The sequence below is a fragment of the Hydrogenivirga okinawensis genome (assembly GCF_055385515.1).
Genome location: NZ_AP042386.1, coordinates 407574 through 419643, shown reverse-complemented (window position 1 = coordinate 419643; position 12070 = coordinate 407574). Strand labels below are relative to the sequence as shown.

General features: G+C 50.3%; 11 protein-coding genes. All 11 read left to right on the top strand.

Going from position 1 to position 12070, the window contains the following annotated elements; translation table 11 throughout:
- Positions 1-58: 58 nt before the first annotated feature.
- The 11 genes from ACZ483_RS02430 to smc all read left to right on the top strand — a co-directional run bounded on the left by ACZ483_RS02430 (position 59) and on the right by smc (position 12067).
- Positions 59-841 carry a cytochrome c oxidase subunit 3 gene (locus tag ACZ483_RS02430; protein ID WP_464324584.1) on the top strand — a complete coding sequence of 261 codons (783 nt, stop codon included), beginning with the start codon at positions 59-61 and terminating at the stop codon, positions 839-841.
- Between the two features lie 18 nt (positions 842-859).
- The gene (gene coxB, locus ACZ483_RS02425; RefSeq protein WP_464324583.1) at positions 860-1684 is read left to right on the top strand and encodes a cytochrome c oxidase subunit II; all 825 of its coding nucleotides are present in this window, start codon (positions 860-862) and stop codon (positions 1682-1684) included.
- The gene (locus tag ACZ483_RS02420; RefSeq protein ID WP_464324582.1) at positions 1681-3294 is read left to right on the top strand and encodes a cytochrome c oxidase subunit I; all 1614 of its coding nucleotides are present in this window, start codon (positions 1681-1683) and stop codon (positions 3292-3294) included. Before coxB ends, ACZ483_RS02420 begins: the two co-directional genes overlap by 4 nt.
- Before the next feature lie 48 nt (positions 3295-3342).
- A complete protein-coding gene (locus ACZ483_RS02415; RefSeq protein ID WP_464324581.1) occupies positions 3343-3534 on the top strand; it encodes a hypothetical protein in 192 nt (63 codons plus the stop codon).
- Between the two features lie 2 nt (positions 3535-3536).
- Positions 3537-4421 (top strand): COX15/CtaA family protein, encoded by an 885-nt coding sequence (locus tag ACZ483_RS02410; protein ID WP_464324580.1) that lies wholly within the window; start codon positions 3537-3539, stop codon positions 4419-4421.
- Positions 4415-5296, top strand: a complete 882-nt coding sequence (gene cyoE / locus ACZ483_RS02405; RefSeq protein ID WP_464324579.1) for a heme o synthase — start codon at positions 4415-4417, stop codon at positions 5294-5296. Before ACZ483_RS02410 ends, cyoE begins: the two co-directional genes overlap by 7 nt.
- Positions 5296-6585 (top strand): cbb3-type cytochrome c oxidase subunit I, encoded by a 1290-nt coding sequence (locus ACZ483_RS02400; RefSeq protein WP_464324578.1) that lies wholly within the window; start codon positions 5296-5298, stop codon positions 6583-6585. Before cyoE ends, ACZ483_RS02400 begins: the two co-directional genes overlap by 1 nt.
- Positions 6586-6669: 84 nt before the next feature.
- Entirely contained in the window at positions 6670-7086 is a 417-nt protein-coding gene (locus ACZ483_RS02395; RefSeq protein WP_464324577.1) for a DUF420 domain-containing protein, read from the top strand.
- 33 nt (positions 7087-7119) lie between these two features.
- Positions 7120-7620, top strand: coding sequence for an OmpH/Skp family outer membrane protein (locus ACZ483_RS02390; protein ID WP_464324576.1), 501 nt, complete (start codon positions 7120-7122; stop codon positions 7618-7620).
- Complete coding sequence (lpxD, locus tag ACZ483_RS02385) at positions 7617-8591, top strand: UDP-3-O-(3-hydroxymyristoyl)glucosamine N-acyltransferase (protein ID WP_464324575.1); 975 nt, start codon at positions 7617-7619, stop codon at positions 8589-8591. The genes ACZ483_RS02390 and lpxD overlap by 4 nt, the downstream gene beginning before the upstream one ends.
- Positions 8588-12067, top strand: coding sequence for a chromosome segregation protein SMC (gene smc / locus ACZ483_RS02380; protein ID WP_464324574.1), 3480 nt, complete (start codon positions 8588-8590; stop codon positions 12065-12067). Before lpxD ends, smc begins: the two co-directional genes overlap by 4 nt.
- The last annotated feature ends 3 nt before the right edge of the window (positions 12068-12070 follow it).

The window sequence follows — 12070 nt, the reverse complement described above, 5'->3', positions numbered from 1 at the left end:
TAGTTCTCGAATAATTTTGTGTGTAAAATAAGGTTTTAAAAAAATAGGAGGTTCTGGAATGGCTCATGAGGTTGCTCACCACCACGGAGAGCATGAGGTAAGCGTCTGGCCTCTACCGGTAGGTGTCGCCATCCTCCTGGCACCCATATCCATCACCGCTTACTTTGCGTGGCACAATCCCATGCTCGCACTCGTTCTTGGGGGGATAGCTGTAGTCCTCGCTGTAATAGGTATGGCGGGATGGGCTAACGAGTTCTTCACCGTGGGACACGACGAGGGATACGGAACCCTCGCCATCTACCTTTTCATAATTTCGGAGATCATAATCTTCGGAACGGTATTTGCCGCCTTCTGGACCGCAAGGGCAATTCACTCCGAGCAGTGGGTGAGCCAGTGGATACCTGAGGCTATGAACCTTAAGATGCCCATTATCTTAACCCTAATCCTGTGGGCGTCGAGCTTTACCATATGGAAGGCTGAAGAGTCGATGCACCACAACGAGAGGAACAAAGCGGTTGGCTTCATACTCGCAACGATGTTCTTAGGTCTCCTGTTTACCGTTCTGCACGTTATGGAGTGGAGACATCTCTGGCACGAGGGCTTTACCATAAGCTCCAACATGTACGGAACCGGCTTCTACACCCTTACAGGAATACACACCTCCCACGTTATAGTCGGTCTTATAATGCAGGCTTACGTCCTCATGTTCACTCTTGCCGGTAAGATAACTCCTGATAAGATGACCATATTTAGGACGACGAGCGCATACTGGCACTTCGTTGACGTTATGTGGCTATTGGTTGCAAGCACCGCTTACGTTGTCGGCGGTCTGAAGATATAAGACAGGAGGTGCTCAAGGATGAAGAAGCTCTTAGGACTTCTCTTAATAAGCAGTCTTTCCTTTGCTGAAGAGGTTTCCGCTCAGGTCTTGGCGAGACCTTACGATCTGTGGGACATCATGTACAAGATATGGCTCGTCATAACGGTGGTAATATACGCTGTTGTTGCTATACCTGCCGTTTACTTCATGATCAAGTACAGGTTTAAGCCCGGTGAGAGAGAGGTCGGAGATCAGGAGCACGAGGGCCACTGGGGACTGGAAGCTCTTTGGACTATAGTTCCTCTGATAATTGTTCTCTACCTTGCAACCCATGGCTTCGCCCTCTTTACCCAGATGAGGAAACCACCGGAGAACGCGATGGAACTCAAGGTTACCGCCTTCGCCTGGGGTTGGATGTTCCAGTATCCCAACGGCAAGATGGTTGTTGCCTCCGCCATAAGGGACACTGAAGACAAGAAGTGCAAGCCTGAGGAGTGTTATGGTGTAGATGGAGCCCTCCAGCAGTACGTTTATATACCGGCTGGTGTTCCTATAAAAGCTGTTCTCACCTCCCAGGACGTCATACACTCCTTCTACGTTCAGCCTGCCGGTGTTACACAGGACATGGTTCCCGGAAGAACAACCTACACCTGGTTCCAGATCAACAAGCCCGGAGAGTACTGGGTATTCTGCAGGGAGTACTGCGGACAGTGGCACTCGAGGATGTTCGCAAAGCTGAAGGTTGTTCCTAAGGAAGAGTTTGAAAAGTGGCTCAAGGGAGAAGTCGCTGACCTCAATCATAATAAAGGAGAGTTAGAAGTTGCTAACATCGAAGAGAAGAAGGCTCAGGAGGTAGTGAGATGAGAGAGGCTCTGCCTGCACACAAACCTTGGTTCGCCGCTTCCCTCTGGGAGTGGATCTTTACAACGGACCACAAGAAGATAGGGATAATGTACGGGGTCACCTCTACGGTGTTCTTCATAGTCGCGGGTCTTATGGCTCTCGGAATGAGACTCGAGCTCTACAACCCCGGAGGTCAGTACATAAAGCCTGAGACCTACAACTGGTTTCTGACTGTTCACGGGGCTGTAATACTCCTCTGGTGGGCGATAGGTGTGTGGGCTTCTTTCGCCAACTTCCTTATACCTCTCATGATCGGAGCGAGGGACGTCGCCTTCCCGAGATTGAACGCCTTAGGTTACTGGATGTTCTTCGCCGCAAGCGTTATAGCCCTGCTCACCTTCATCCCCGGAAACCAGATAATGACGATGTGGACTGGATACCCTCCCCTCGCTACCATGGAAGGTATAGGCTTCGCAGGAACGACCGCTCTCTTCGTTTTCATCTGGCACCTGACTGGATTCGCCTCTATAGCCGGTGCGGTCAACTTCATAACTACCGTTATAAGGATGAGACAGCCCGGTATAGGCTTCTTTAATCTCAACCTCTTCATCCACGGAATAATGGCCGCAAACGTCATACAGCTACTCGGTGTTCCTTCAGTAGCCGGTGCTGTTACCATGCTCTTCCTCGACACCTATCTGAAAACGAGCTTCTTCGATCCGTCGAGGGGTGGTGATCCAGTTCTATATCAGAACCTCTTCTGGTTCTACTCCCACCCGGCAGTTTACGTTATGGTTCTCCCCGCCTTTGGAATAATCTCTGAGGTGGTGTCCACCTTTGCGAGGAAGCCGATCTTCGGATACAGATCGATGGCGATTGCTATCTGGGCAATTGCCCTCGTTGGTTTCATGGTTTGGACCCACCACATGTTCGTATCCGGTATACCCGACTGGGTCAAGATCCTCATGTCCTATACGACACTGCTTATAGCCGTTCCCACCGGTATTAAGATATTCAACTGGGTAGCTACCCTCTACAGGGCGGCTATTGTTTATAAGACTCCCATGCTCTACGCCCTCGGAGCAATACTTATGTTCCTCATCGGTGGTCTCACCGGTATCCCCCTTGGGATCCCCGCCTTCGATATAGCGGTTCATGACTCCTACTTCGTCGTCGGACACTTCCACTACGTCCTCGGAATGGCGGTTACACTCTCAGCCTTTGCAGGGTTCTTCTACTGGTGGCCCAAGGTTACGGGTAAGATGTATCCCGAAGGTCTTGGGAAGCTCTCCTTCTGGGTTGTCCTCATAGGCTCTAACCTCCTCTACTTCCCTCAGCTCATCATAGGTCTCATGGGAATGCCCAGAAGGTACTTCGACTACCCCGCCATACCAGAATGGATAACACTCCACCACCTCCAGACCTACGGAGCCTTTATCTTAGCCTTCGGAATACTCCTCGCCATCGTTGCCCTTGTAAAGGGCGCTCTGAGCGGTGAGAAGGCTCCGGCCAATCCCTGGATGAGCAACTCCCTCGAGTGGAGACTCCCTTCACCACCTCCCCCTCACAACTTCGACGAACCCCCTAAGGTGGAAGAGGACTACTGTCCCCACGGCTACTGCAAGTTCTGAGCATCTGGGGGAGCCCCTGCTCCCCCTTTCCGTTTATAATACTTCCCTATGGAAGAAGCCAAGAAAGATTGGGGTAAGATACTTGTAGGCCTTGCCGTAGCAGGAATAGCTCTCCTCTCTTTCCTGTTCACCGTCTATCAGTACGTAAAACACCCTGAAAACAGAGCCCATTTCATAAAGAAGCTGGAGAACATAAGGAACGAACCGCCTTTCCCAGTACCGAAAAAGAAAGGAGAGTGAAGATGGGAAGAACGTTCCTACTTCTCGCCCTTATCTTTACTTACATCCTAATGGTCTTCGGAGGCATAGTTACCTCCACGGGATCGGGGCTCGGATGCCCGGACTGGCCCCTCTGCCACGGACAACTTCTTCCTTTCCAGCTTAAGGAGGAAATCCCAACCCCTCCCGCTCCGATGGTGGTGGAGACAAAGCTCCAGCCGTGGATCGAGCAGACCCACAGGATATTAGGAGGCATAGCGGGGCTTCTCATGCTCGCTTCCCTTGTGGCTATATGGAGAAACTACGTAGGATTCCCGCGGAAGGCGATGGTCTGGATATTCGTGTTTCTCATTCTCGAAGCCCTTCTCGGAATGAGAGTCGTCCTCACGGAGGCACCTCTCCTGAAAGAGTTCCTCCACTACGTTTACACCACGTCCCACCTCATCCTTTCGGTTCTCATCCTTTCGGGACTCACCTTCGCTTATTACTCCATCAAGGAAGGTAGAAGGGAAATGTCACCGATCCCCTTCTCGGAAGCTCTATACCTACTCGTGATGTTCCAGATCTTAGTTGGTATACTCGTCAGATACGTAAAAGCAGCGGATTACAACATCTTCATATACTTCTTTCACATAACCTACGCGATGGGGCTGATAATCTTCTCCCTTTATCTACTTCTCAAGCAACTCGACCGCTACACCCTAACCACCTTCGTTCTCATAACTGCTCAGGTAATCGCTGGTGTGGCTACCGTAATATCCAAGCTCTACCTTCCCATACTCTTCTTCCATATAGCCATAGGCTTCCTGCTTGTTATATGGGTTTCTTACATGGTGGCTCCTGAGATTTTAAAGGGTAAAATGGTAAGGAGACTTTCGGAGAGTGCGGAAGAGGTAAAGGCATGGTAGAGAAAACTATGTCCTACACGTCCACTCTAAAAGAATACCTGATTCTCACCAAGCCCGGGATAGTTACCCTCGTTTTGATAACTACGCTCGGAGGGTTCTACATAGGCTCTAAAGGGGTTCTCGACCCGTGGATAGTCTTCTGGACACTCTTGGGAACTGGTCTTGCGGCGGCTGGTTCTGCCGTTCTCAACATGGTTCTCGACAGGGACATAGACAGCCTGATGGAAAGAACGTCGGAAAGACCCCTCCCCCGCGGAGCGGTAAATCCAAAGACAGCTCTCGTCTTCGGTCTTAGTCTCGTGATAATTTCCTTCCTCATCCTTTACTACTTTGTCAGTCTGACGACGGCTATCCTTGCGATGGTTGCCTCATTCTCTTACGTGGTCCTCTACACCGTTCTCCTAAAGAGGAGGACGCCGATAGCGACGGAGATAGGTGGTATATCGGGAGCCCTTCCACCCGTGATAGGCTACGTTGCAGGAGCTGGAGAGCTCGATCTTAAGGCTATGGTCCTATTCCTCATAATGTTCATGTGGCAACCCCCCCACTTCTGGGTTCTCGCTCTCAAATATAGGGACGATTACGCCAAAGCCGGCATTCCTACGCTTCCCGTCTCGAGAGGGGTCTTCATAACTAAGATCAAGACCCTCGTTTACACCGTCTCACTCCTGCCCCTCAGCCTTATACCTTACGCCATAGGTATGACGGGAAAGATCTACTTTATGACAGCCCTTGTAATGAGCGCCCTTTACACAGTTTACACTCTTAAGTTCCTCTTCTCTAAGAAAGAGGAGAGTATGAAGCTATTTTTCTTCTCAATCATCTACCTCGCGGTCCTCTTCACGGTCATGATAGTGGATCTGGTCAAGACCTAATGAGAGCCTGGTTTTACCTCTTTATAGTCTCCATCGGTTCAGGGGGGTTCTTCGCTCTGCTCGTCGCTCTCGCCAGAACTCCCGGAATATCCGACCTTTTACCTCCCAACTTCTTCTATCATTGGCTCATAGGACACGTCGATCTCGCCCTGATATTCGGCTTCCTCTCTTTCCTAATATTTCTCTGGCACAGGATCTTTTCAGAGGAAGGAAAGCTCCACGAAGCTATCTTTTCTTACGTGGGAGCCTTTCTAATTTTCATATCAGCCCTCCTCGGACTCGGAAAACCTGTTCACAACAACTACATACCTACAGTGGTTCATCCCCTTTTCTTTACAGGTGTAGCTTTCTTCTTCTTCGGCTTCTTCCTGACATCTTTAAGGTTTTTAAAGATAGCCCTGAGTAAACTTATGTCCGAAGACCCGGTCGAAGGCTTCCTCTCCGTCTCCGTGATTCTATCCTCTCTCCTTCCTGTAACCTTAGTAGTCTCCTACCTGAAGACGCCCCACCTCGAGGAGATATACCTCTACTTCGAAAGGCTCTACTGGCTACCTGGGCACATTCACCAGTTCATAAACGCCACCCTTCTTCTCTCCTCATGGTCCCTTATAGCCAAGCTCTCTTCCGGCAAAAGCCCGATATCTTTCAGGCTGATCAACCTCTGGCTCCTCCTATTTCCTATTAGCTACTTCATTCTCCAGGTATTCGTCGATAACAGCATATCGGAGGGAATCAAAAGGGTTACCACTCTCGGCTACGCTGTGGGGATAGGACTCCCAACTCTCCTCTACGCAGGATACCTACTCCTAAGGTTTTCCTTCAGGAAGGATTTCCTTTCCAACGTCCTTGGTCTCAGCATACTTATATACGTTCTCGGTGCCCTGATGGGTTACCTGATAGCAGGCTCGGACCTCAGGATCCCTGCTCACTACCATGGTGTAATAGCAAGCATACTCATATCTTTGATGGTTTTGACCTATCACTTTTTAAAGGAGATGGGCTTTGTAAAGGAGCTACCTAAGGTAGTGAAGATCCAGCCCTTCCTCTACGGGACAGGCATGCTCCTGTTCGTCTTAGGGCTCTTCTGGGCCGGAGTTTACGGAGCTCCAAGGAAGACCTACGGGACGGGTTACATAGAGAACTTAGAGGTTTACCTTTTTATGCTCATCATGGGTCTTGGCTCGATACTGTCCGTCCTCGGGGGTATAATTTTCGTCGGGTATATTTTATACTCTATAGTCGGGAGCCATGGGTCTTCAGGAGAGAAGGAAGCACAGCAGGAGGGTTAATCTGGTAATAGCTATAATGCTTGCTGTTTTCGCTCTCCTTACATACATAATGACCTTTGTTATAGTTCACCTCTGGAGGAATCAATGAGCTATGAACTGCTTACAGCCCTGAGCCTTTTAACTATAGGGGCGAGCGGGCTTCTCATAGTGACAGGGCTCTTTCTTATAAAGACCGGTAGGAGAGAGCTTCACAAGAGAGCTATGCTCTCCGCCTCCTTTCTCGCCCTTCTTTTCCTTATCTTTTATCTTATAAAGTACTTCTCCTATCCTCCCAAGCCTTACGAGGGTCCCTACAAGGGCCTTTACCTATTTGTCGTTATATCCCACTCTATCCTCGCCACAATTAACCTCCCCTTGGCAGTAGTTACGGTCTATATGGGACTCAGAGGGAAGTTTGATAAGCACAGGAAGATAGCACCGATAACCGCCGCGGTCTGGATATACGTTGCCGTGACGGGTTGGCTCGTTTTCGCCTTTCTCAAGATAGGAGGACAAGCTTAAACTGTTATCATAGAAATCTAAAAGGAGGTTAAGATGATCGGAAAGTTCATGGCTCTGACACTTATAGCCTTTATATCCATCACCCTTGCTCAGGTGAAGTTCGCCTGTGTGGACACCAACAGGATACTCCAGGAGTCTAAGCTGGTAGCTCAGGCTCAAAGCGAGTTGAGGGGAAAGTTGATAGAGTATCAGACACAGCTCAGCGAGAAAGAGAAGAAGCTCGAGGAACTTAAGAAGCAGATAGAAAGCAAGGCTGTTTCCCAAAAGGTCAAGGAGGAAAAGATAAAGGAGTATCAGAAGATAGAGTCAGAGGCAAGGCAGGTTCAGGAGAAGGCTCAGAAGGAGCTGGGTGAGATGAAGCAGAGATTGGAGACGATGGTCTTCAACAGGGTGAAGGAGGCTGCCGAGAAGCTCGCCAAGGAGAAGGGTTACACGGGGGTTATGGACTGCGGAGTGTTCATATATAAAGATCCTGATATCGACATAACCACGGAGGTCATCCAGCTCGTGGACAAGAGCGTTCAGAAGAAATGAGACTGGGGGAACTCGCTCGGCTCGTCGGAGGGGCTCTAAAGGGCGATCCTGATCTCGAAATCGTAGGGATCTCCTCCTCCCAGAATCCCAGAGAGAAAACCGTCGTCTTTTGTCAATCGGAGAGAGACGTTGAGCTGGCGAAGAAGGGTAATCCCTCAGTCCTCGTGGTGAGCTCAGAGGTGGACTTCCCCAATTACGTGAGAGTCGAGAACGTCCGCTACGCCCTTGCCCTCTTCTTAGAGAACTACTATCCCGAAGAACATCCCTCGGGAATCTCAGATAAGGCAGTTGTTGGAAAGAACGTGAAGATCGGTAAGGAGGTTTACGTAGCTCCCTTTGCCGTTATAGGAGATGATGTCGTTCTCGAGGACGGAGTGAAGGTTTATCCCTTCTCTTACGTGGGACAGGGCTCCTTTGTCGGAGAAGGGAGCGTGATCTTCAGCGGAGTCCATATCTATCCGAGGACCGTAATAGGAAAGGGTGTAAGGATCCACAGCGGGGCGGTTATAGGGGCGGACGGCTTCGGCTACTACGTAGGTAAGGAGGGGATAAAGAAGCTCAACCACATCGGGAACGTGATAGTAGAAGACTTTGTTGAGATAGGGGCAAACACGACGATAGACAGGGCACTGATAGACAGCACGAGGGTGGGGAGGTTTACGAAGGTTGATAATCTCGTTATGATCGCCCATAATTGTGATATAGGAGAGGGGAACATAATAGTGAGTCAGGTGGGGATCTCGGGAAGTGTGAAAACGGGAAGGAACGTCATCCTCGCGGGTCAGGTGGGGGTGGCGGATCACATAACCATAGGGGATAACGTGACCGTTACCGCAAAGTCGGGTGTGTCTAAGGATTTAGAGTCCGGCAAGGTTTACGGTGCAAACCTTCCTGCGATAGAGTGGAGCAGGTGGAAGAGGATCTACGCCACTCTCCTGAAACTCCCTGAGCTTATCAAGAAGCTGAGATGAAGGCTTACATAGAGAAGCTCGTCGTAGAGGGCTTTAAGTCCTACGGAAAGGAGAGGAGGGAGATACCCTTAGGTCCGGGCTTCATTTCCATAGTAGGACCCAACGGTGCGGGGAAGTCCAACATAGGGGACGCCGTATCCTTCGCCTTAGGGATAGCCACGACCAAAACTCTGAGGGCTAAGAACCTCTCCTATCTTATCTTCTCGAGGGACGGAGAGAAAGCTCCCCACGCCTACGTTGAGGTTCACTTCAAGAACGAGGGAGCCTTTCCGACGGAGGAGGAGAGGATAGTAGTCTCGAGGAGGGTTACACAGGACGGGCGGAGTGTTTTCAAGGTGAACGGAACTACGGTTAGGGAGAGGGATCTTAAGGACTTCCTCTCCAAGGCGGGTATATACGAGAACGGCTACAACGTGGTTCTTCAGGGGGACATCATCAAGTTCCTCAAGATGACTCCCGTTGAGAGGAGGAAGGTAATAGAGGACATCGCCGGGATAAGCGAGTACGAGACCAAGAAGCAGAAGGCTATAAACGACCTCATGGAGGTGGACATAAAGATAAGGGAGCTCAAGCTCCTCTTGGAGGAGATAAGAATTCAGCTCGACCGCCTGAAGGAGGAGAAGGAGAAGTTAGAGAAGTTCAGGGAACTCCAGAGGAGGAAGAGGGAGACGGAGATAGCGATACTCTCTAAGGAGATAAAGAAGTATAGATCGGAGGAGGAAAAGCTCGCAGGCGAGCTCAGCATACTGAGAGACAAACTTGAGGAGGTTAAGAGGGCTATCGCGGAGAGGGAGGAGGAACTCTCTAAGAAGGAAGAACGCCACAGGGAACTGAGCGAGAAGCTCCTTCCCTACAGGGAGAGGATAGGTAAGATCTCCTCCGACATAGAGCACGTAGAGAAGGAGATAGACTCCAAGGAGAGAAGGAAAAAGGACATACTCTTGGAACAGGAGAAGGAGGAGAAGGCTTTAGAGTACCTTCTCAAAGACCTTGAAAATCTTAAGGAGGAGCTTGAAACTCTCAGGGCGGAGCTTGAGCTAAAGGAGAGGGAGTTTGAAGAAGTCAAAGCTCTTGAGGGGAAGGTCTATGAGGAACTCAGGAAGCTCGACGACCAGCTCAAGGTTTCCATAGAGGAGGCTCAGAAAACCGAAGAGAGGGAGAGACAGCTAAAGGAGCTCATAGAGAAGAAGAAGGAGGAGGAGAACTCCCTCAGAGTTAAGTTGAGGGAGCTTGAGGTCAAGATAGAGAGAACCTTGGAGGACATAAAGAGACTTGAGGAAGAGAAAGAGGAGACCAAGAAGAGGATAGAGGAGTCCTTCTCGGAGGTGGAGAAGTACAGGAGGATGAGGGCGGTAGAGCAGGAGACACTCAGACAGGAAAAGGAGTATCTGAAAAAGACCGAGGAGGAACTTAAAGAGATAAGGAAGAAGATAGAGGAGGTTATAAAGGCTAAGGCTTACGTGGAGGGAAAGCTCGCAAGCGTGGAGCCTGCGGAGGTGCTCTTTGAGGGGATAGAGGGAGTTTACGGGACGGTGGGGGATCTCATAAGCGTAAAGGATCCGGAGCACATAAGGGCGGTTGAGGTCGCAGGAGGGGCGAGGCTCAGATACGTGGTGGTTGAGAACGAGGACGTCGCCAAGAGGTGCATAGATTACCTCAGGGAAAAGAACCTCGGAAGGATGAGCTTTATACCTTTAAACAGGATCAGGGCGGACGGGAACCTCCCTCCCTATCCCAGAACGAGAGGAGCGGTGGACTTCGCCATAAACCTCGTGGAGTACGATAAGAAGTTTGAGAGGGCGATAAGGTTCGCCTTCGGGGACACGCTCATAGTAGAGGACTTCGAGTCCGCAAAGAGGATAGGGATAGACTCTTACAGGATGGTTACTTTGGAGGGAGAGCTCTTTGAAAAGAGCGGGGTCATAACGGGAGGTAGCCAGCGGAGCGGTGGAGAGCTCGGAAGGAAGTTCTACGAGGAGGAGAGAAGGAAGTTGGACTTGGAGGAGCAGGAGCTCAGAGAGAGAGAGCAGGACATTATCATAAAACTGAGGGCTCTCAGGAGCGAGATAGCGGAGAAGGAGGGGGTTCTGAAGGTTCTTGAGAAAAAACTCTCCGAGTTTGAAGAGCTCTCAAAGGAGGGGGATAAGAAGATCCAGGAGTTTGACGAGAAGATAAGGAAGGCTCAGGAGTACGTGGAGATACTGAAGGAGGAGCAAACCAAGGCGGAGGAGCAGATCAGAAAGCTCAGGGAGGACATAGAGTACAGCGAGGAGAAGCTAAGGAACTTGAGCCTCAAAAGACAGGACATAATCAACTACTACCGTTCTTCGGGCATAGAGGAGAAGCGTCAGGAGTACGAGAAGATAAAGAGGAGGGCGGAGATAAAGAGAGAGGAGCTCGAAAAAGCCAAGATCCTCTTCAAGGACAAGGAGTCGGAGATAAGATCCATAGAGGAGGAGATAAGGAGGAAGCAGGGACACATAGAGAGTCTCAAAGAGGAGAAGGAAAGCCTCGAGAGAGAAATCGAGGAACTCAAGGGGAGGAGAGATGAGCTCGAGAACAGGGTGAAGGACATCGAGGCTCAGGTCTATCAGCTTTACAAGGAGAAGGACAGGCTCGAGGAGGAGATAAGAGATCTTCAGGCTCAGCTCGGAAGGCTCAGGTTCGAGGAGGACGATCTGAGATCTAAAACGGAAGATTTGAGCACGAATCTGAGCAGGGTTCAGCAGAAGCTTGCAGACCTTGAGCAGAGACTATCGGAGATAGGCTTTGAAGGGGAGCTCCCGGAGGTGAAGGAGGGGATAACCAAGCTCAAGGAGACCCTCTTTAGACTTGAAAGGGAACTCCAGCACCTCGGGAACGTGAACCTGAGAGCGGACGAGGACTACGAGGAGGAGCTCAATCGCTATAAAGATTACGAAGAGAAGCACAGGAAGCTACAGGAGGAAAGAAAGGCAATCAAGGAGATGATAGAAGAGATAGAGACAAAGAAGCTAAAAGCTTTCATGGAAGCCTTTGAGAACATAAATAAGAACTTAAGAAGGATCTTCTCCTTCCTCTCTCCCGGCGGTAAGGCTCAGATGATCATTGAGAACGAGATAGATCCCTTCAGCGGAGGGGTGAACCTTGTGGTGAAGCCGAGGGGTAAGGACGTCCAGTACCTTGAAGCCATGTCGGGCGGAGAGAAGACCTTGGCGGCGCTCTCGCTCATATTCGCCATTCAGGAGTACAAACCCTCACCCTTCTACTACTTCGATGAGGTAGATGCTCACTTGGACGAGGCTAACGCGAGGAAGGTCGGTGAACTCATAAAGGAGAAATCTAAGGAGGCTCAGTTTATCGTGGTAACGCTGAGAGAGGTTCTGGCAAGCTTTGCGGACAAACTGATCGGTGTATCCGCGAGGGGAGGTATATCGAGGGTCTTTCCGGTTGAGAACCTCTCGAGCGTCCTGAGGGAGGAAAAGGAGGTCTCCTGAACT

Bases quoted from the DNA above. Each gene is read 5' to 3' on its own strand.
- ACZ483_RS02430 (WP_464324584.1), top strand. From the start codon at position 59: ATGGCTCATGAGGTTGCTCACCACCACGGAGAGCATGAGGTAAGCGTC.
- coxB (WP_464324583.1), top strand. From the start codon at position 860: ATGAAGAAGCTCTTAGGACTTCTCTTAATAAGCAGTCTTTCCTTTGCT.
- ACZ483_RS02420 (WP_464324582.1), top strand. From the start codon at position 1,681: ATGAGAGAGGCTCTGCCTGCACACAAACCTTGGTTCGCCGCTTCCCTC.
- ACZ483_RS02415 (WP_464324581.1), top strand. From the start codon at position 3,343: ATGGAAGAAGCCAAGAAAGATTGGGGTAAGATACTTGTAGGCCTTGCC.
- ACZ483_RS02410 (WP_464324580.1), top strand. From the start codon at position 3,537: ATGGGAAGAACGTTCCTACTTCTCGCCCTTATCTTTACTTACATCCTA.
- cyoE (WP_464324579.1), top strand. From the start codon at position 4,415: ATGGTAGAGAAAACTATGTCCTACACGTCCACTCTAAAAGAATACCTG.
- ACZ483_RS02400 (WP_464324578.1), top strand. From the start codon at position 5,296: ATGAGAGCCTGGTTTTACCTCTTTATAGTCTCCATCGGTTCAGGGGGG.
- ACZ483_RS02395 (WP_464324577.1), top strand. From the start codon at position 6,670: ATGAGCTATGAACTGCTTACAGCCCTGAGCCTTTTAACTATAGGGGCG.
- ACZ483_RS02390 (WP_464324576.1), top strand. From the start codon at position 7,120: ATGATCGGAAAGTTCATGGCTCTGACACTTATAGCCTTTATATCCATC.
- lpxD (WP_464324575.1), top strand. From the start codon at position 7,617: ATGAGACTGGGGGAACTCGCTCGGCTCGTCGGAGGGGCTCTAAAGGGC.
- smc (WP_464324574.1), top strand. From the start codon at position 8,588: ATGAAGGCTTACATAGAGAAGCTCGTCGTAGAGGGCTTTAAGTCCTAC.